The sequence below is a fragment of the Soonwooa purpurea genome, from assembly GCF_053891095.1.
The window spans coordinates 62,593-84,036 of sequence record NZ_JBSSMA010000002.1; the positions used below are offsets into that span (position 1 = coordinate 62,593).

Annotated in this window: 12 protein-coding genes; all 12 read left to right on the forward strand. The window is 35.9% G+C overall.

The window, feature by feature from the left end:
• Positions 1-37: 37 nt before the first annotated feature.
• Positions 38-2,944, forward strand: coding sequence for a translation initiation factor IF-2 (gene infB, locus ACVFVN_RS02155; protein ID WP_456233987.1), 2,907 nt, complete (start codon positions 38-40; stop codon positions 2,942-2,944).
• Between the two features lie 222 nt (positions 2,945-3,166).
• Entirely contained in the window at positions 3,167-6,010 is a 2,844-nt protein-coding gene (locus ACVFVN_RS02160; RefSeq protein ID WP_456233988.1) for a SusC/RagA family TonB-linked outer membrane protein, read from the forward strand.
• 23 nt (positions 6,011-6,033) lie between these two features.
• On the forward strand, positions 6,034-7,497 hold the full coding sequence (locus ACVFVN_RS02165; RefSeq protein ID WP_456233989.1) for a RagB/SusD family nutrient uptake outer membrane protein: 1,464 nt from the start codon (positions 6,034-6,036) through the stop codon (positions 7,495-7,497).
• Positions 7,498-7,580: 83 nt separating this feature from the next.
• The gene (locus tag ACVFVN_RS02170; protein ID WP_456233990.1) at positions 7,581-8,906 is read left to right on the forward strand and encodes a T9SS type A sorting domain-containing protein; all 1,326 of its coding nucleotides are present in this window, start codon (positions 7,581-7,583) and stop codon (positions 8,904-8,906) included.
• 136 nt (positions 8,907-9,042) lie between these two features.
• Complete coding sequence (locus ACVFVN_RS02175; RefSeq protein WP_456233991.1) at positions 9,043-11,883, forward strand: SusC/RagA family TonB-linked outer membrane protein; 2,841 nt, start codon at positions 9,043-9,045, stop codon at positions 11,881-11,883.
• A gap of 11 nt (positions 11,884-11,894) precedes the next feature.
• Positions 11,895-13,319, forward strand: coding sequence for a RagB/SusD family nutrient uptake outer membrane protein (locus ACVFVN_RS02180; RefSeq protein WP_456233992.1), 1,425 nt, complete (start codon positions 11,895-11,897; stop codon positions 13,317-13,319).
• Positions 13,320-13,392: 73 nt separating this feature from the next.
• Positions 13,393-14,082 (forward strand): hypothetical protein, encoded by a 690-nt coding sequence (locus ACVFVN_RS02185; protein WP_456233993.1) that lies wholly within the window; start codon positions 13,393-13,395, stop codon positions 14,080-14,082.
• Between the two features lie 40 nt (positions 14,083-14,122).
• Entirely contained in the window at positions 14,123-16,039 is a 1,917-nt protein-coding gene (locus tag ACVFVN_RS02190) for a putative porin (RefSeq protein WP_456233994.1), read from the forward strand.
• Between the two features lie 10 nt (positions 16,040-16,049).
• Positions 16,050-17,627 (forward strand): bacillithiol biosynthesis cysteine-adding enzyme BshC, encoded by a 1,578-nt coding sequence (bshC, locus tag ACVFVN_RS02195; protein ID WP_456233995.1) that lies wholly within the window; start codon positions 16,050-16,052, stop codon positions 17,625-17,627.
• Positions 17,628-17,659: 32 nt separating this feature from the next.
• On the forward strand, positions 17,660-19,600 hold the full coding sequence (locus tag ACVFVN_RS02200) for a LysM peptidoglycan-binding domain-containing protein (RefSeq protein ID WP_456233996.1): 1,941 nt from the start codon (positions 17,660-17,662) through the stop codon (positions 19,598-19,600).
• Between the two features lie 27 nt (positions 19,601-19,627).
• Positions 19,628-20,503: an ACP S-malonyltransferase gene (gene fabD, locus ACVFVN_RS02205; RefSeq protein WP_165135422.1), complete on the forward strand. Its 876-nt coding sequence runs from the start codon at positions 19,628-19,630 to the stop codon at positions 20,501-20,503.
• Positions 20,504-20,514: 11 nt separating this feature from the next.
• On the forward strand, positions 20,515-21,423 hold the full coding sequence (locus ACVFVN_RS02210) for a GYDIA family GHMP kinase (RefSeq protein WP_456233997.1): 909 nt from the start codon (positions 20,515-20,517) through the stop codon (positions 21,421-21,423).
• Positions 21,424-21,444: the final 21 nt, after the last annotated feature.

Genomic DNA, 21,444 nt, shown 5'->3' on the forward strand with positions numbered 1-21,444 from the left:
TTGCTACGACAACTAAAATAAAGAAGTAAATTTAAATATGCCAAAAATTAGATTAAATAAAGCGGTTAAAGAACTTAACATTTCAATACCACGTGCTGTAGAATATCTACAAGGTAAGGGTATTGAGGTTGACAGTAATCCCAACGCTCTATTAGAAGAACAGGCATTTTCTGCATTAGAAGCTGAGTTTCGCAAAGATGGCGAACAAAGAAAAGCTTCTCATGAGGTGGTGATTTCTAAAGTTCCAGACGAAAAACTGGAAATCCAAGAAGCAAAACCTGAGGTTATAAGAGCCAAAGCTAGCGTACCCGAAACTAAAATTTTGGGTAAAATAGATCTTGATGCACAAAAACCAGTAGAAGAGGTGGCTAAGCCAGTTGTGGAAGATGCTGTGCCTGCGAAGCAAGAGGACAAAAAAGAAGAGAAACCAGAACTTAAAATTGTCGATAAAATTGATTTGTCGCAGTTTGAAACAAGGCCAAAAGCTTCCAAAAAAGAAGTTTCTAAAAAACCAAAAGCTGAAGAAGCACCATCAAAAACTGAAGAAGTGAAGCCAAAAGTTGAAAAGCCAATTGAAGCTAAACCTGCAACACAACCAAAAGTTGAAGCACCTGCAAAATCTGAAAAAACAGAAGAACCGGCAATAACATCTTCAGAACCTGATAAAATCGAAACGGTTTATCAAAAACTAGATGGTCCCAAAATCTTGAAAGAGAAAATTGACCTATCACAATTCGCAACAAAACCAAAATCTTCTAATGCTGGCGGACCAAACGCTGCTAAGAAGAAAAGAAAAAGAATTGAAAAACCAGGTCAGCCAGGAGCCAACAACCAACAAGGCGGAAATAATAATAACGCAGGAGGACAAGGCGGTAACAACCAACAAGGAGGCAACAGATTTGGTAACAATAATAACCGAGGTGGTCAAGGTGGCAACAACCAAGGTGGAAACCGTGGTGGCAACAATAACCGTGGTGGCCAAGGTGGAAATCGTGGAGGCAACAATAGAGGCGGACAAAGAGTGATGCCTGTTGAGTTGACAGATGAACAAGTTAAAAATCAAATTAAAGAGACTTTAGAAAAACTTACCAACAAAGGCGGTAAAAATAAAGGAGCTAAACATAGAAAAGATAAACGTAATTGGAGAAGAGAGCAAGATGAACTTCAACAAGAACGTGAAGCACAAGATACAACGCTTAAAGTAACAGAGTTTATTACGGTTAACGAGTTAGCCAGTCTTATGGATGTTAGTCCAACAGAGGTTATCTCTGCCTGTTTCTCATTAGGGGTTATGGTAACGATGAACCAGCGTTTGGAAGCGGATACCTTAACATTGGTTGCCGATGAATTCGGTTATAAAATTGAATTCTCTGATGCTGATCTTGAGGAATCAATCGAAGATGAAGTTGCAGATTCCGAAGAGGATTTGTCAACAAGAGCGCCAATTGTAACCGTAATGGGACACGTTGACCATGGTAAAACATCTTTGCTTGACTACGTTCGTAAAGCAAATGTTATAGCAGGTGAATCGGGAGGGATCACTCAGCATATCGGTGCGTATAATGTTAAACTAGAGAATGGTCAGAAGATTACCTTCTTAGATACACCAGGCCACGAAGCCTTTACAGCGATGAGAGCGCGTGGTGCTCAGGTTACTGATATTGTAATTATCGTAATTGCAGCAGATGACGATGTCATGCCACAGACCAAAGAGGCTATTGCCCATGCACAAGCAGCTGGCGTACCTATGATTATTGCAATTAACAAAGTAGATAAACCAAACGCTAATCCAGATAATATCCGTCAACAACTTTCAGGGATGAATATTCTTGTAGAAGAATGGGGAGGAAATGTACAATCGCAAGAGATTTCTGCTAAGTTTGGTAATAATGTAGATTTGTTGCTTGAGAAAGTATTACTTCAAGCGGAAATGTTAGAGCTAAAAGCTAATCCTGATCGTTCAGCAAACGGTGTTGTAATCGAAGCTGCATTAGATAAAGGCCGTGGTTATGTGTCAACAATGTTGGTTCAGAACGGGACTTTAAAAGTTGGAGATTATATCGTTGCGGGTAAAAACCATGGTAAGATTAAAGCCATGTTGGATGAGCGTGGAAAACCCATGCCAAGTGCGGGGCCTTCTATTCCGGTAACTATTTTAGGTTTAGATGGAGCGCCAACGGCGGGTGATAAATTCCGAGTTTACGAAGACGAAAAAGAAGCTAAAAATATTGCAAACAAACGTGAGCAACTTCAAAGAGAGCAAACACTTCGTACTAAGAAACATCTTACATTGGATGAGATTGGGCGTCGTATTGCACTAGGGGATTTCAAAGAGCTTAATATTATTCTTAAAGGTGACGTGGATGGTTCTGTTGAAGCATTGTCAGATCAATTACAGAGATTGTCTACAGCTGAGATACAGGTTAATATATTACATAAAGGCGTTGGTCAGATTACAGAAAGTGATGTCTTATTAGCCGCCGCATCGGATGCGATTGTTATCGGATTTAATGTAAGAGCAAGTGTTAATGCAAAAGATATTGCAGATAAAGAAGAGGTAGAAATTAGAACATATTCTATTATCTATGCTGCTATCGATGAAGTGAAAGAAGCGATGGAAGGCATGCTTTCTCCAGAGATTAAAGAACAAGTAATTGGTAACGTAGAGATTCGCGAAGTGTTCAAGATTTCTAAAGTTGGTACTATTGCGGGTTGTATGGTTCTTACAGGAAAAGTAACCCGTAACTCAAAAGTTAGACTTCTTAGAGATGGTATCGTGAAATTCGATGGCGAGCTAGAAAGCTTAAAACGTTTCAAAGACGATGTTAAAGAAGTTACCAAGGGCTATGAGTGTGGTCTTAATTTAAAAGGTTACAACGACATTGAGGTTGGCGACATTTTAGAAGTGTACGAAGAAATCTCCGTGAAGAAGAAACTGAAATAAAAAATACTATTCAATGAATAATAGGCTGCTAAGATCATTAGCGGCCTATTTTATTTTTATTAATAATCGTTTTAATTTAAGAATTAACTTGTAAAATAAGACGTGATATAATGTTGTTTTCTTTTTGATTTTAATAAATGTTTAAGAAAGTTTTAAAATTAATTTGGTGTATTAGGAAAAAATTAACATATTTGTAGCTTATAATATCAAATTAGTGTTAATATGAACGTGAAACTACGAGTTTTAAGCGCTGGGGCTATTTTCTTTATGGGGGCCTCAATGTTTTCACAACAAAAAAAATCCGATACGATAACTAATGCTATTGAGGAGGTAGTTATTTTAGGTACGTATGGTATCAAAGAGACCCAAGAACAAAAAGTAGGTTCTTATTCATTAGTTTCTGCTAAAGCCTTAGAAAAGCCTGTTGCGATATCTGTTGATTTAGCCATTGCAGGGCAAGTTTCGGGAGCTGTTATTAGTTCTAATAGCGGACAGCCAGGGTCAAATGCAAAAGTGCTTATCCGGGGTATCAGTAGTCTTAGTGGGGATAATCAACCACTTTATATTATTGATGGTGTTCCGGTTACAGTTGGAGATCAGGCAGGGGTGGCTACATCATCTAATGGTTTGTCATTAGTAGATCCCTCAGATATAGAATCAGTAGAGGTTTTGAAAGATGGTGCAACAACATCACTTTATGGATCTAGAGGGGCTTCTGGAGTTATCATTATCAAGACTAAGTCTGGTAAAGGTGGTAAAGGAAAGCTAACCCTTAATATGGAGTATGGTGTTGGAGGTGTTGCTTATGAGAAGTATGATTTTATGAATGCTTCGCAACAGATGCAGTCATTGATAACAGGCTTCATGAATAATGGAGAAACTTTAGAAAAAGCTACAACAAGTGCAAACGGAATTCTTAGAAATTGGGATGGTACTGTAGATACGGATTGGGAAAAAGCAACAAGACGTTCTTCAACAGGTTTGTATAAGTATGGTCTTAATTATTCTTTTGGAAATGAAAAGATTAAAGGCTATGCATCTATTGGATCTACAGAGCAAGAAGGTATAATTCGTGATGCTTTGTATAGAAGAATTAATGCAACTGTAAAGCTAAATGCTAAGCTGTCGGACAAGATTAACGTGGCTTTTTCAAATATAGTATCTAGAGGAACGCAGTGGGGACCATTGGACTATGGTTATTTTGCAAACCCAGTATTGAGCGCGAGATTTGCATCGCCAACCAGTCCTATTTATAATAAAGATGGTTCTTATAACCTAGACATTATTACTTCTGCAGGTGAAGATTTTAACCCTGTTGCTATTCAGAATATCAACAAGAGAAAATCAGCAGTTTCGAAGATACTTTCATCTTTTGCTTTGGATTATAGTATCATGAGTAACTTAAGATTCTCGACTAATTTAGGTGTAGATTACAATTATTATGATGAGTCAGAATATCGTAATCCAGATTTCGGAGATGGGAACAATCCAGCACAAGAAATCATCGGTTTAGCTTTACAAAGTGACTTTAGCTACACTACATTGAACTGGTCAAACTTCTTACACTACGATTGGACAATTAATGATGATCACAAAATTAATTTATCTGCAGGTACAGAATATACACAGATGTGGACAAAACGTTCACAAGCAGCATCTACTGGTTTTGAAAGCGGTCATTATGAGCAAAATAATTTGCAATGGGGTACTGTGCCTGTTATAGCTTGGTCTTATAACGATCAAAGTCATTTGATTGGTCTTATTGGTAGAGCTTCTTATGGTTACAGAGATTTGTTCAATGTAATGGGGTCATTCAGAAGAGATAAATACTCGCACTTTGGGGCTGATAGAAAAGAAGGTAACTTCTGGGCCACTGGAGCGAATGTTAATCTTCATAAATTTGGAAACATCGGAAATTATTTTAATGAGCTAAAAGTAAGAGCAAGTTATGGTGAAGTAGGTAATATTGGAGCAATTGAATACCTTGCTCGTCCAACTTTAGGTGTTGCCAATTATATGCTAGAAAATGGTATGGCAATTAATAATCCTGGAAATGAAAATTTAGGATGGGAGAAATCTAGAAAATACAATATTGGTTTAGATCTTGGTTTGGTTCAGAATAGATTGAAAATGTCTTTTGATGTTTATAAAAATATTGTGACCGATCAGTTAACAAGACAAGTGCCAAATGCACCCTCTACAGGTTTTGGTAACTTAGTAGGAAATGCGCTAGAACATGAGTCTAAAGGTATTGAATCAACAATCTCTTATGACGTGTTCAAAAAAGGAGATTTCAACTGGACAATTAATGCTAACTATGGCTATAACAAATCAGTCGTAACTAAGATTTTAGGACCTTATGTAGGTGTAGATGGATTTAAGAGATATGTGGTAGGCCATAATCCAACGGAATGGTTTTTAGCACATTATGCTGGTGTTGATAAAACAAATGGTGATGCGTTATGGTATACTAACGGTACGCACACACAATTAAGTAATGGTTCTGGGACAAGCGCAAGTATTGTAAGTGATTTTACAGGGAAAAATGCACTACCTGCACATACAGCTGGTTTAACCAATACATTTAGTTATAAAAACCTAACATTAAGCTTATTGTTCACTTATCAAGGAGATTTCCATGTATATGATCTTTGGGGTAGATACTTTGATAATGATGGACAAGGTATAAAAGATAATCAAGTTGTTGATGTGTTAAATGGTTGGACTACTTCAAATACAAATTCTGATAGACCTCAGTATAGACCAGGTAACACCGTGAATAAATATCATTCTACAAGATACTTATATAGAGGAGATAATATCAAGTTAAAGAGTGCAGAACTTGGCTATAAATTGACGAAAGATCAAATGAAGATAGAAGGTGTTAATAATGTATATCTTTATGTGAGAGGTGTTAACCTATTAACATTCGCATTTGACAAAAACTTACCTTTCGATCCAGAATCTAATAGTAATCACATGGGAACCATTGGTGGTATGGGATTATACGATCAAACAATGCCATTGATGAGACAATTTATGGTGGGTGCAACGATTGATTTTTAATTAAAATTCTAACAACGATTACAATGAAAAATAAAATTATATTAACATTATTTTTAGGTTCATTATTATTTTCTTGTTCAGACAGTATGTTTGAAGAAAATTATTCTGAAGCAGGATTAATAATAGTGGATGAAAATGCAGTGACAACAAATGCTGACCTAGAAAGATCAGTTAAAGGTCTGTATTCTAAAATGTCTAGCTCTAGTGGATTTGGAGGAGATCATTTCACATTTCAAGAACTCACAGGAGACATTGGATTTGTTTCTTTATCTAATTCGGGATATTTTGTAGGGACTAACGGTGGTACACATATTCAGGTTGATGGTGGCGCCGGCGGAGGACTATGGGCTACTTTCTATAATACAATTGCTAATGCCAATTTTGTATTAGGCTTTGAAGGGAAAATCGCAGAAGATGAAAATGCAGTTCATAAAAATGGAGAATTATTTGCTCATGCAAAAATGATTAGAGCTTATAATTATTTAGCATTATTGAGCTATTTTTCACCAAATTATGGGGAAGGCGATCAGACTTTAGGTGTGCCTTATCCTACGACCTATAATAAGGATGCGAAACTCCCTAGAGAATCTGTATCAACAGTTGTTAATAATGTTATTACTGAGCTAGAATCTGTTTTAGCTTATTGTGAAGAAAATTCTATACAACAAGGTATTTATGATTTTAATAGATCACTTAGTCCTATTGCTGCAGAATTATTACTAGCACGTGCTTATCTGTTCAAAAAAGACTATCCAAAAGCTGAGTACTATGCTCAGAAAGTTATCGACGATACCAATATTCCTTTCTTATTGAGAAAAGATGTTGCACAATTCTTTATTAATGGAGAAGAAGCAGCTTATGAAACAATTTTTCAATTGGAATTTAACTCCGTTACACCACAAGGTTTAACAGATTATTGGGGAACCAATGCGAGATACAAGCAAAACTTTATGGCGCGAAAATTCTGGGAGGCTTCAGGACTTAAAGTTCCTACTAATAGCGCAAAACGTGATGCAAGAGCATTCAGTTGGTATATGACCAATAATATTGTAACAGGATATCCAGATAATCCATCTCCAATAGATGTTAGAAAATATATGTCTGGAGCTAGAGATTTAGTTCAGTTAAGAAAGTCTGAAGCAGTTTTCATAAAGGCGGAAGCACAGTTTCATTCTAATCCAAGCTTAGCTTCTCAAACGGTTACTAATTGGGTTAAAGAATACCGCTTCCCAGACTATGTGCCAGCGGTTACATCAGGCCCAGGTGTTTTGGATGAAATCTTAACACAAAAAGCTATGGAGTTTTTCCTAGAAGGTCTACGTTTTTCTGATTTGAAAAGAAATAACAGAGCGATTGTTAAATATCAAACAAACTCTACGGGACAACCATTAACAGAAATTCCTGTAGGAGATAGAAGATTTGTTTGGCCAATTCCATATAGTGAAATGCAAAATAATCCTAACATTACACAAGCTCCTGGATACTAAATTATATTAATTCGGAATAATATTATATTATTCCGAATTAAAAAAAAATATTTATATTTGAATATCATTTAAAATTTATTATTATGAAAAAATTACTACTTTCTTTATCTGCTTTAGCAATCGGAGGTTTATTACAAGCACAAGCACCAGGTTGGGATGGGATGCAAACAGGTGCGCCATCTTTGCATTACCCATATGCAATGTCTGTAATTGATGCTAACACAGTTTGGTTTGCAGATCATGCAATAAGCAGTGCTCCAGACCAAGGAAAATATACAACAAAAACTACGGATGGTGGTGCAACATGGACGAATATCGCAATAACAGGTATTCCTAGTGCGGCTACTTTAGGTGACTTTAGTGCAGCTTCAGCTACAACTGCTTGGGCTGTTTCCTCTGGCTCTGGATCACAAAATGGTGTTTGGAAAACAACAAATGGTGGTACATCTTGGACTAAGCAGACTTCTGCTGCTTACGGAGGCCAATCATTTGCTAACATCGTTTATTTCTGGGATGAGAACGAAGGTATCTCCGCTGGTGACCCTGTAGGAGCTAATTTTGAAATGTACAAAACTACTAATGGTGGTACAAACTGGACAAAAATAACGAATGCACCTGCGCATGCTGGTGATTTCGGTTATACGCATATTAGATTTGTTACAGGTAATAATATTTGGATGGGTACAGATACAGGACGTGTATTATATTCTCCAGATAAAGGTGCTACTTGGCAAACATTCCAGTCACCAGCATTAGACTTTGGTGGTGTTACTACAGCTGGAAGTTTCGCAAACATGGCTTTTAAAGATGCATCAAATGGTCTTCTTCAAACGAATGATAGTGGGGTAGTTGGTCTTTGGAAAACTTCTGATAGTGGAGCGAATTGGACTGAGGTGTTCCCACAAGGAAACTTCAATGGAGAAAATATCGCTTATGTGCCAGGTACAGCTAATACTTATGTAAGTACAAGTGGAGACGGAGCTTCTTACTCTCTTGATGGTGGAGAAAACTGGGTAGATATGGAGTTCCCTGCAGGGGAGGCGCCGTATGCTGGTGCAGTTCAATTTATAAGTCCTACGGTTGGTTATGCTGGAGGGGCGAGCGAGGCTGCTGTTGGAGGTCTGCCTATTAGCGCAATGTATAAATTCAGAGGACAATTCTTAGCAGTATCAGATGTTAATGCTTCTAAAGCTAAATTAACAATTGCTAATAACCCTGTAGGTGATAAAGTTGAATTAAAGTCAACTAAAGAAATTGTTACTGCAACAGTTATTGATATGGCTGGAAAAGCTATAAAAAGAGAAAATGCAGCGTCATTCAATGTTTCTAATCTATCAAAAGGAACTTACATTATCCAAGTTCAATATAAAGACGGAAGTTTTGAAAACACTAAGATGATTAAGAAATAATTTAATTATTTATAACACACGAGCCACCAAATTAGTAATTTGGTGGCTTTTTTATTAAATATTTATGTGTTAAATTTTTGGATATGTTAAATATTATTAACATATTTGCGCCGAGTAAATATTAAATAGTGTTAATATGAATGTAAAATTAAAAGTGTTAACTGCTGGAGTTTTGTTTTTTACAGGACAAGCAGTTTTTGCACAACAAAAAACAAAAGATACGGCTTCTACAAAAGAGATTGAAGAGGTAGTTATTGTTGGTTTTGGCCAGAAGAAAACAGTACAAGAACTTACAGGTGCTGTTGCGACAATGAAAAGTGATGCTATCAAGGATGTGCCCGTTGCTTCAGTGGATAAAATGCTACAAGGTAGAGTATCTGGTGTACAAACAGGTAACGCGTCTGGACAACCAGGTGGTTTTGCGAGTGTTCGTGTAAGAGGTATTGCATCTGTAAATGGTGGTGTTAACCCTATTTATGTTATCGATGGTGTACGTGTGCAGTCTGGAGATTTAACTTCTGGAGCTGTTACCGCTAATATCTTGGCAAACTTAAACAATGATGACATTGAAAGTGTAACAGTTCTTAAAGATGCTGCGTCAACCGCTGTATATGGTGCTGATGCAGGTGCAGGGGTTATTGTTATCACTACAAAATCAGGTAAAAAAGGTAAACCAAAGATTTCATTGAATTTTGAAACGGGTACCAACTCTAGAGCTATCAAAGGAATGGAAGGGCTTAACGCTTCTGAATTTAGATATATTCTAGAAAATGCCTTTGGTAATGCATACGGAATGACTCCAGAAGAAACTCGTGCTGAGATGATTGCTGGTGAATTTGGTGCTGTTCCACAAAATATCTTTACAACGAATGTAGATACTAACTGGAGAGATGTTACGACTAGATCCGCGTATCAAAACTCTATCAACGCGTCTATCAGCGGAGGTAATGATAAAATCACTTACTACAACTCTGCTAACTATTTCTTACAAGAAAGTGAACTTAAAGGTTCTGATTTCAAAAGATTAGGTTTTTCATCGAAAGTTGATTTCAAAGCTTCTGATAAATTCAAAATGGGAACTAACTTCCAAGTTTCTTATAGTAGAATTAATACATTACCTAATGGTGGTGGATTCGCTAACCCAATCTTGTTCGAATTATTTGCAAGACCAACAGATCCAGGATATAACGCAGACGGTTCTTATTATTTAGGTGGTAGCAACGGTAGATTAAGCAACAACTTATTCAACTCTGGTTACAACCAAGAAAATAACTATTTTAGAGCTAACACAGCTAAAGTCTATGGTAACGTTTATGGTGAATACGAAATCATCAAAAACTTAAGTTATAAAGTTGTTTTAGGTGCTGAATTTAACAACATCGAGAACGAAACTTATTATAACCCAATCCACGGTGACGGATTTGCTGTTAATGGTCGTAAGACTGAATCTACAGGACGTTACTTTAACTGGAACCTTCAGAACATCTTGAACTATAGCTTCAAATTAGGTGACAAAAATAGATTCAACGTTTCGGCGATCCAAGAGTCTTATCAACGTAACTATAGATTCGTTGCTGCACAAGGTGTTAATGTAGGATCTCCAAATCTTGAGTCTTTAAGTAACTTTATTAAACCAGTTTACGCAGTAGGAGATAAATCAATTTCTTCAAGAACAGGTTATGCAGGTATCTTAAACTATGATTATGATAAATTAATCTTAGTTGATGCGTCGGTAAGAAGAGATGCATTGTCTAACTTTACAGAAGATCAAAAATGGGGTACTTTCTACTCGGTTGGTTTAGGTATCGATTTAGCAAGAATCCAAGCTGTTAAAGAGTGGGATCAAGTATCAATGTTCAAATTACGTGGATCTTATGGTAAAGTAGGTAACACGATTTCTAGTACACCATACTCTCTATATCGTTTTACGTCTAACTACAACGATATGCCTGCGGGAACTATGCGTTTTGTGTATAACCCAGACTTGAAATGGGAAACTGTTAAGCCTTTATCTTTAGGTCTTGACATGGGATTCTTTAAGAATAAATTAACTGTAACTGCAGAATACTACAACAAGAAGACTAATGACTTAGTATTCAGTGTTCCATTATCAGCTGCACAAGGTTTACCTTTAGGAGATTTAACATATCCGTTTATGGATGTTAACGTTGGATCATTGGTTAACAAAGGTTTCGAATTTACAGTTAATGCTAACATCATCAACAAAGAAGATTTCACTCTTAGCTTAGGTGGTAACTTAAGTACGCTTAATAACGAAGTAACTTCTCTTTACGGAGGGCAAGATATTATTTCTGGAGCAACTATCCTTAGAGAAGGTGAAGGTATCGGTACCTTCTACATGAGAAAGTGGGCTGGTGTTGACAAATCTAATGGTGATGCATTGTGGTACAAAAACGGTGTAGACGGAGAGACAACTAACAAATATGCAGATGCAGGTTTAGCAGTTCAAGGTCGTTCTTACTCTAATGTTTTTGGAGGGGTTAACCTTAATGTGTTCTACAAAAACTTCACATTATCTGCCTTAGGAACATTTGCATTTGGTGGTAAAGTACTTAACGATTGGGGAAGTTATACTCAGTCTGATGGTCAGTACACTTATTCTTACGCTGGTTCAAAAGATGCTTTGGATTTCTGGACGCCTACAAATGTTAATGCTGCTAACCCTAAACCGATATACGGTAATTCAACTTTGTCTAACAGAACATCTACAAGATATTTAGCTAAGACAGATTACCTAAGATTAAGTAACATTAGAATTGGTTACAAATTTGATTCTAAAATGTTACAAGGTACAGGTCTAGGAGGATTTGAGGTGTATTTACAAGGTAACAACATCTTGACTCACACGTTCGATGATAATCTAAGATTTGACCCAGAAAACAACTTGAACGCAGGTAACAACCTTAACCTACCAGTTCAAAAAACTTATTCAATCGGGTTTAACCTTCAATTTTAATCTTTCAAACAATGAAAAAACATATTTTTAAATACGGTGTCTTAGCGGCACTAACAATAGGTACGCTAACATCATGTAGTGATGATTTTGTTGAAACAGAATTTTTTCAAGACGTTCAACAAGGTCCTCTTAATACAATCGAAGAATTAGATGCTTTTGTAAAAGGACAATATGTATCTATGAGATCAGCTAGTTATTACGGATGTGATTTCTTAATGATCGGAGAAGCACGTAGTAACAATATGTATTCTGATTTCCAAAATGGAGCAGGATATTACCAAACGGTAGCAAGTTATTCAATGACTTCTTCTGACCAATATGCAAGAGATCCTTATTTGGCAATCTATCAGGCAATTGCAAAAGCAAACATCGTTATTAATAACGTGCCAAGCAAAACATTAACTTGGAAATCTTCTCAAGATCCAGCTGTTATTACTGCAAAAAGCAATTATCTTAAAGGACAATCTTATGCAACTAGAGCTTTAGCTTTATTTGATGCATTAAGAATGTTCGGACAAGAATATTCTGGAGGAACTCTAGGGGTTGTTGTTCCTACTGTTTATGATCCAAAAGCTCTAATGGCTAGATCTACAGTTGAGGAAACAAGAGCTCAAATCGAAGCTGATTTTGATAAAGCACTTAGCTTAATGTCAGGTACCGCTTCTCCAGCTTATTCTAACAAAACAGAGCTTAACCCACTTTCTGTTAAAGCGCTTATGACAAGATATTATCTTTACAAAAAAGATTATGCTAAAGTAAGAACGCTTGCTGCAGAAATCGTTGCTGCTAACAAATACTCTGTAGTTGCGGCTGCTGATTTTGCAAGTAGCTTCACAAAAGCTAACTCTGCATCTAACTCAATGTTCGAAATCGCAGTTGGTACAAGTGGCGATTTAGGGACTACGTCAGCTGCTTACAAGTTGAATGTTGCACCTAACGGTTATGGTAACATGAAGGTATTACCAGCGCTTAAAGCTACTTTTGCTGCTGATGATATCAGAAAAAATGGTATTTCTGCTGCTAACGTACTTAACGGAAAGTATACTGGTACAACAGATAATATCCACCTAGTTCGTTATGAAGAAGTATTATTAAACGGTGCTGAAGCGGAACTTAACGGAGGTTCTGAAGAAGTTGCTAAAAAATACTTTAACTTAATCCAAGCCAAAAGAGGTATTGCTACAGGTGCTTTGCCAGAGGTAACAAGTTTAAATCTTGAAGCTGTATATGCAGAAAGACAAAAAGAGCTAGTTGGTGAAGGTTTCGGATATTGGGACTTACTAAGAAGAGGACAACCAATCACTCAAAGAAGTGCTGCGGGTGTTGCTGGTACAGTTAGAAATATCGGTGATAACCTATTGGCTTTCCCTATTCCTAGAATCGAGCTTAACGTTCCAGGAACTAAGGTTGTACCTAACCCAGGTTATGCAAACTAATTTTTAGTTTTTATAAATAGTAAACCGCTCATTATTGAGCGGTTTTTTTTATTTTTAAACCAAATTAATTTATATGAAAAATAGTATTGTTATCTTAGCCTTTATACTTTTTGGCTTTGCTAGTGCACAATCAAATAATACAGAGTCTGCAATGGATCACGTTGTTATCACACCGAATGGTTTCTTTACTCGTGGTGTGAAAATTATTAAAGATGATAACACAGAAGGCTCAGCATATATTGATGGAAACAAATTCCGTATAGTAGAAATTTCAGGTTTTTCGAAGCCTAAACAAGGCCTACGTTATAATGCATATTCAGACGAAATGGAGTTCGAAGATGCTGGTGGATTGTATAATATAGAAAAACAAAATTTACTAAAAATTAATTTTCCTGAACTTAAAAAATCCTATGTCTGTCTTAGCTACAATGTTGATGGAAACAAAAAGTATGGCTATCTGGTAGAACTAAAAGAAGGAAAAAATATAAAACTTTATAAAAGAGAAAAAATTGAATTCGTAGCAGGTACGAAAAGTACCAATGCATTTGTTAAAGATGCTAAAGATTATTACGAAAAAGAAAAAGATCTTTACTTAATTCAAACCAAATATCAATTTTATAAAATTCCTAAATCGATTAACGAATTTTCTAATTATTTTGGTGAGAAAAGTACTTTGATAAATGACTTTGCAAAATCTAACAAGATTAATCTAAACAAAGAAGCTGATTTGATAAAATTAGTCGATTTTATTAATCAAAACTAATTCATAAAAATCCGTTACTTTTGTATTTCAAAACTTTCGAATGAGATACATTCTTTTAGCATTCCTTTTTGGTGTTCAGTTTTTGTCTGCGCAGATTATAACCAGCAAAGACGGCACAAAAAAAAGCGAAGATACTTTGGTTGTGGTTTCGGGCACAAAAGACTCGCTGGAAATTTTTAAACCAACAATTAATGATTACTTGTATCAAACACAGTTTTCACAAAAGAAACTTTTTGATACAAGCTTTTCTATTTCGCGATCCTATGCGTTTACCGAATTCAATAACCGCGATAACTTCGGGAAAATTCAGTTTGCAAACATAGGTTCGGGTTTTCAACCACTAATTTTTGAAACCAATAAAGAGCAAAATCTTTCGGTGCTTCCTACCAACAAATCTTTTTTTATTTTAGGAGCCGATGTTATCAAATATTATAATGTCAAAACGCCAACAGCAACGTTTGTCTATCACAATGCGATGCGAAATGGCGCAGCATTGAGTTCAACTTACACGCAAAATGTAGGCAAGAATTTCAATTTTGCGATAGAATATATGGGATTGCGTTCACAAGGCTTGTACAGAAATAGTTTGGCAGCGTCAAACAATAGCATATTTTCTGCGCATTACAAATCCAAAAATGAAAAATATGAAGCCTTCGCGCATTACATTCATCAAAATATAAACAATGAAGAATATGGTGGGATTGCAGATATAGACGTTTTTCTTAGCGGTGATTCTCGTTTTAAAAACCGCCAAAATTTGGAAACCAATCTCACTGATGTGACTTCCAGATTGTATTACAGACGCTATTATTTCAGTCACGAGTTTGCCCCTTTGGATCCTGCAAAATATCCTTTTAAACTTAGACATACGATCTCGCATCAAGGCAACAAATATTATTTCAGTCAAGCTTCAGTACATCCTTTCCTTGGAGATGATGTAATTAATGGTTTTGCCTTGTCGTCCAAGAAATATTCAGATAACTTGAGTAATACCTTCAGTTTAGTTTGGGATAAAGAAAACTTCAAATTGGATGCAGGTGTTCGTCATCAAAACATCACTTTTGGGAATCTTTATCCTTCCGACTCATTGGCCATTCCAGGTACTTTGAAAGAAAACAGGTTCGGTGCTTTAGGAAATTTGGAAATCAAACTTTGGAATCGTTTTCAATTAAAATCTTTTCTTGAATTTTCTAACGGTAATACATTCGGGACTTTTCTTAAAACGACAAATTTAGTTCAGTTCGAGCCCATTAAAAATTATTTCGTAGATGCCCATTTTAACTTCCAAAGTGCAGTGCCAAGTTTTAATAATTTGTTGAACACCTCGATTTATGGACATTACAATTACTATCTTAATGATCCAAAAAATGAAACAACGACAGAGCTGGGTGCAAAACTTCGTTTAAAATGGTTTGACTCAAATATTTATGTCAATTTGGTACGTGTTGACAATTACGCTTATTTTGATAAAACTGGAAAATCTTTACAAGCTCCGGATGCACTCAATATCACACAAGTTGGTGGAGAAGCGACTTTACGTTACGGAAAATTTAACCTCAATGGTCGATTACATTTCCAAAATGCAATTTCGGGGAAAGATTATTTTCCGATGCCGAGCTTTATAGGCCGCGCCAATTTGTATTATCAAACCAAAGCTTTTAAAGATGCTGCCGAAATACAAGCGGGCGTTAAAGTTTATTATTTCACAAAATTTGCATCACGCGATTATTCGCCAGTTCTTAACGAATTTATGCTTCCCAATGACAGAGCTTATTCCATCGGAGGCCAGCCGATTGCGGATGCTTATTTTAATCTGAAAGTGAAACGTATGTTCTTCTATATCGAAGCGCAACATTTTAATACGACATTTTTACAAAACAAATCTTATACAGCGCCATATTTTCCGATTTATGATTTTCGGTTGAATTTGGGAATCGTTTGGTACTTATTTAGCTAAATTCAAGAGGATGAATTTGGATTTTAATCATATCAAAAGTATTCCGCAACTTATCAAAGATTTTCTAAGTGATAATCTAGATTTTGCGGCTTCAAAACCTTTTAGTTTTGAAACAATTTCTCAACAAATTGGAGAAAAAGAAAAATCTTACTCGCCCAAAGTTCGTGAAGTTTTGCATCAAAGTTTGACCAAACAATTGCATAACCAAAATTTGTCATTTTTACAACAACAAAATTTGGATTTGTTAAAGCAAGACAATACGTTTACGATAACAACAGGTCATCAACTGAATCTTTTTACAGGGCCTGTTTTTTTCATTTATAAAATTTTACAAACGATAAAAACGACCGAGGAGCTAAAGAAACAATTTCCAACTAAAAATTTCGTTCCTATTTTTTGGATGGCTACAGAAGATCATGATTTTGATGAAATAGACCATTTCAAAACCGAGCATCATTTTTATCAAACCAAAGCCAAACAAGGCGGTCCAGTTGGACGAATAAAAGTTGAAGATCAATATTTTATTTCCGAATTTGAAAAAGAGTTTAAAGATTTTGTGTTCGGTACGGAGTTAATTTTGATGATGAAGGAAGCCTACAAAGTGGGGAATACTTTCGCCGAAGCAACCAGAATTATCGGACAAAATCTATTTGCAGATTATGGCTTGTTGATGTTGGATGGCGACGACAAAGCTTTGAAAGCCTTAATGATCCCTACTTTTAAAAAGGAATTATTAGAGGAGCAACTTTTTAAAACAACTTTGGAAAGAAGAAATCTTTTAGAAAAAAAATACCATAAAGTTCAAGTAAATCCTCGTGCGATTAATCTTTTTTATCTTTCGGAAACCCGAAATAGAATTGATCGGCAAAATGATAAATTCGTTGTTCTCGACACAGACATCAATTTTACAGAACAAGAAATTTTAAAAGATTTAGAAAAGAATCCTGAAAAATTTAGTCCCAATGCGGTGCTGCGTCCTGTTTATCAAGAACGTATCTTGCCTAATCTAGCTTATGTTGGAGGAAATGCCGAAGTTATGTATTGGCTAGAACTTTCAGATTATTTTGCATCGGTTGATGTGCCGTTTCCAGTGTTGATTCCGCGTAATTCTTTATTGTTTTTAAAAGAAAAAACCTTTAATAAAATTGAAAAACTCAGTTTAAATATTTCGGAGTTTTTTGATGATTTTTCGAGCATTATAAAAAAACATTTGTTGGAAAATCAAGCTTTACACGAGCTTTTAATATTGCAAGAAGAAGAACTAAAAAAGCGTTTCTCTGTTTTGAAAGAAGAAGCTTGGCAGACCGATGTGACATTTAAAAATTTGGTGGAAGCCGAAGAAACACGACAACTAAAATCTTTTAAAAGAATGCAGCAAAGATTGCTTCGCGCAGAGAAAATCAAGCATTCTGAAAAACTAAAACGCTACGAAGATATTTTTCTAGAAGTCCATCCTGGAGGGATTTGGCAGGAACGACAATACAACTTTTCGGTTTTTTATGCGGACGACGGACCAGATTGGCTAAAATCTTGTTACGAACTGATGAATGTGGAAAAATCAGAATTGATCGTTTCGCATTTAATTTGAAAGCCTTATTTTTGTAAATATTATTTTATAAGATGATTAAGAAAATCTTTGTTTTATCTGCATTAACAACAGTTTTAATTGCAAGTGCACAAGCAACTCACAAAGTCGAACCGAAAGAAACGGCCTATGGTATTGCAAAAAAATACGGACTTAGCTTGGCAGAGCTTTATCAACTGAATCCTCAGATTAAAGAAGGAGCAATTGGTATTGGTGACATGTTAAAGGTTTCTAAATCAGGAAGTCAAAATACATCTGCGGCTACAAAACCCGCAACTACTACCACAGCTTCAAATAAAACAGGAGCAATTATTCTTCAGCCAAAACAAACAATTTATGGTATTACAAAACAATATCATATTTCTGAAGCTGATCTTCGCAAACTAAATCCGAATTTGGATAATCACATGAAGATTGGTGACGAAGTTGTTTTGCCTTTAGATAATATTAAGAAATATGCAGACGGAGCAGCTACAAGCCAAACGTCAACTGTTACAACGACAACAACTTCTTCATCCGCAGGAGAAGCAGATGAGTTGTACACGATTAAAGAAAAAGATAATTATTATAAAATTTCGAGACAGTTCAACATTACGCAAAAACAATTGTTTGCTTTGAATCCAGGTCTTGAAGAAAAAGGCCTTAAAGCGGGAGATCAAATCCGTATAAAAGGAGATCTTTCTAATTCTACAATTGTAGTTGCAGAAACAAAACCTGTAACCAAAGTAGAAACAACGACCGCCAGCAATAATACTGTAGCTACAACCACAGAAACAACAACGTCAACTACGAGTACGGATGACTATATTACATACACTGTGAAAAGTGGTGATACGGTTTTCGGAATTACAAATAAATTCAATGTCGATCTTAATGAATTGTTGGCACTCAACCCAGATTTAGTCAATGGACTTCGTGCGGGAATGCTTTTGAAAATTAAAAAGCTAGACCCAATGTATTCAAAAAAAAATGGCGATAACCTGAATGTGGTTTTAATGTTACCATTTGGTTTTGATGCAAATGATAGCAAATATAGATCGATGGCTTTGGATTTTTTGACAGGAGCAAAACTAGCCGTAGAACGTAATGTGGCTAAGGGAATGAATCTCGATATCAAAGTTATTGATGCCGGAAACGAAAATACTTTTAAAAATAGCATTTCGCAAATTAATCAAGACAATACAGATTTAATCATCGGTCCTTTTTTCAAAACGAGCGTTATTGAGGTTTTAGAATTTGTAAAAAATAAAAAAATCCCTGTTGTTGCACCTTTTGCAAATTCTGAGGATTTATACAATTACAGCAATTTAATCATTGTAGAAACCAACCACGATGCGTATGTCGAGAGAATGATAAAAGAGGTTGGGCAGGTCTACTCTAATCAAAAAATATATATCGTGGCTGACGATACAAAAGCGAATGCAAACGCTATCAAAACAGGATTGGAAAAAAATCTTAAAAAACCAGAAATTATTATAGTAAATTCGGCTAATGATATTCAGTTGGATCAAAATATGATGACAGGTCAATCTGCGCCAATTATTTCGATTCTTGCTAATGACGAAGATAATGTTGGCGTTGCTTACGCTAACCGATTAATTGCTTTATCCAAAGACGTTGACGGAAACAAAGCATTCAGCATGTTTTATAATTCAGCATTTGAGAAAAAAACCGACGACTTATCAAAGTCAAGTTTGGTCTATTTGATGGATAAAAAAATCAATACCGAAGGGGCTTTCGAAACCGAAGTTTTGAGTGATTACAAGAAGAAATATTGTAAAACGCCAGGCCGTTATGCTGTTGTAGGATTTGACGTGGTTAACGATATGTTGTCTAGAGAGAACAAAAAAGGAGAAATTTTTAAACAAATTAATAAGTCGCAAACACAATTAGCGACAAAGTTTGAATTCACGAGAATCAAACCAAATGGTGCTTATGTCAACACAGGTTACAGAGTGGTGAGATTGGTGCCTTAATTTTTAAGTATAGGAAAGAGTTAATATATGAAAGCACTTGTATTCCCTGGTCAGGGGTCTCAATATGTTGGGATGGGTAAAGAGTTATATGATGCCCGCAGAGACATCAAAGACTTGATGGATTCTGCAAATGAGATTCTAGGCTTCGATATTCTTAACATCATGTTCGCGGGAACGGATGACGATCTTAAGAAAACTAAAGTTACACAACCAGCGATTTTTATCCATTCTGTGGCAGCGGTTAAAGCGATAGACACATTAGGGGCGCAGATGGTAGCGGGACATTCTTTGGGTGAGTTTTCAGCTTTGGTGGCTAATGGCGTTTTGTCTTTTGAAGACGGTCTAAAATTAGTTGCGGAAAGAGCAGCCGCTATGCAAGAAGCATGCGATGCTAATCCGAGTTCTATGGCGGCAATCTTAGGCTTGGAAGATCAAGTTGTTGAAGATATTTGTCAATCTATTGATGGAATTGTGGTTCCTGCAAATTACAATTGTCCAGGACAATTGGTCATTTCAGGAGAAACAGAAGCGGTTGAAAAAGCTTGTGCCGTTTTGAAAGAAGCAGGCGCAAAAAGAGCTTTACTTTTGCCTGTTAATGGCGCATTTCATTCTCCATTGATGCAACCTGCACAGGAAAGATTGGCGGCAGCAATTGAGAATACAAAGTTTAGAAATGCGACGATTCCGGTTTATCAAAATATTACAATGACAGCAGTTTCTGATCCTGTTGAAATTCAAAAAAATCTTATTGCACAATTGACAGGCCCTGTAAAATGGACTCAAAGTGTGCAAAATATGATTAAAGATGGCGCGGAAATGTTTATCGAAGTTGGACCTGGGAAAACCTTACAAGGTTTAATCAAGAAAATAAATCCTGAAATTTTCGTATCTTCAGCCTTATAATTTAAAAAACTATGAGTCAAATTTTTTCTCGCGGGAAATTATTGCTCACTTCAGAATACGTCGTTCTTGACGGTGCAAAAGCTCTTGCTGTACCAACCAATTGGGGGCAAGAGTTTTTTTTTAAGGAGCAACTAGAAAACAAGCATCAGTTATCTTGGATGGGCAAACATCAAGGCGATGTCTGGTTAACTGCCCAGATTGATTTTAAAGCATGGAAGGTTTTGGAATCTAATAATCCACAAGCGGCCGAGTTTGTTTTAAATACTTTGAGGAATTGTCAAGTTTTGGGTTCTAAGAAATTTGATACTAATGAAGGTGTTGATGTGGTTTCTAACCTTCAGTTTCCAGCTAATTATGGTTTGGGAAGTAGTTCTACTTTGATGACGAGTCTTGCAAAATGGACAGACGTTGACGCGTTTAGGCTAAATGCTTTATCATTGGGCGGAAGTGGTTATGACATTGCCGTAGCGGAAGCAAATCATGCGATCGTTTTTCAAATCCAGGATTCTGAACCAACTTATGAGCGAGTAGATTTTAAACCCGATTTTTTGAAAGACTTGGTTTTTGTTCATCTTAATCAAAAACAAGACAGTCGAGAAGGCATCAGACTTTACCGTTCTAAAGAAAAATCAATGACTTTAATTTCAGAATTTACCCAATTAACGGAAAAGGTTTTAGAAACAAAAAGTTTGACAGAATTCTCAAATTTGATGCAAGAGCATGAAAATTTGTTATCCATTTTTTTAGATAAAAAATGTGTTAAAAAAGAATTTTTTGAAGATTGTCCTGTTTTTGTGAAGTCTTTGGGTGCTTGGGGAGGCGATTTTGTGCTGACTTCAAAATTTGAAGATTATGAAAAATACTTTTCTAAAAAGGGTTTTGAAACAATAATTCCATGGAATGAAATGGTATATTCATAATGTTTAATTAATTTTTTTGAA

Bases quoted from the DNA above. Each gene is read 5' to 3' on its own strand.
- ACVFVN_RS02160 (WP_456233988.1), top strand. From the start codon at position 3,167: ATGAACGTGAAACTACGAGTTTTAAGCGCTGGGGCTATTTTCTTTATG.
- fabD (WP_165135422.1), top strand. From the start codon at position 19,628: ATGAAAGCACTTGTATTCCCTGGTCAGGGGTCTCAATATGTTGGGATG.
- ACVFVN_RS02185 (WP_456233993.1), top strand. From the start codon at position 13,393: ATGAAAAATAGTATTGTTATCTTAGCCTTTATACTTTTTGGCTTTGCT.
- ACVFVN_RS02180 (WP_456233992.1), top strand. From the start codon at position 11,895: ATGAAAAAACATATTTTTAAATACGGTGTCTTAGCGGCACTAACAATA.
- bshC (WP_456233995.1), top strand. From the start codon at position 16,050: ATGAATTTGGATTTTAATCATATCAAAAGTATTCCGCAACTTATCAAA.
- ACVFVN_RS02170 (WP_456233990.1), top strand. From the start codon at position 7,581: ATGAAAAAATTACTACTTTCTTTATCTGCTTTAGCAATCGGAGGTTTA.
- ACVFVN_RS02200 (WP_456233996.1), top strand. From the start codon at position 17,660: ATGATTAAGAAAATCTTTGTTTTATCTGCATTAACAACAGTTTTAATT.
- ACVFVN_RS02165 (WP_456233989.1), top strand. From the start codon at position 6,034: ATGAAAAATAAAATTATATTAACATTATTTTTAGGTTCATTATTATTT.
- infB (WP_456233987.1), top strand. From the start codon at position 38: ATGCCAAAAATTAGATTAAATAAAGCGGTTAAAGAACTTAACATTTCA.
- ACVFVN_RS02175 (WP_456233991.1), top strand. From the start codon at position 9,043: ATGAATGTAAAATTAAAAGTGTTAACTGCTGGAGTTTTGTTTTTTACA.
- ACVFVN_RS02190 (WP_456233994.1), top strand. From the start codon at position 14,123: ATGAGATACATTCTTTTAGCATTCCTTTTTGGTGTTCAGTTTTTGTCT.
- ACVFVN_RS02210 (WP_456233997.1), top strand. From the start codon at position 20,515: ATGAGTCAAATTTTTTCTCGCGGGAAATTATTGCTCACTTCAGAATAC.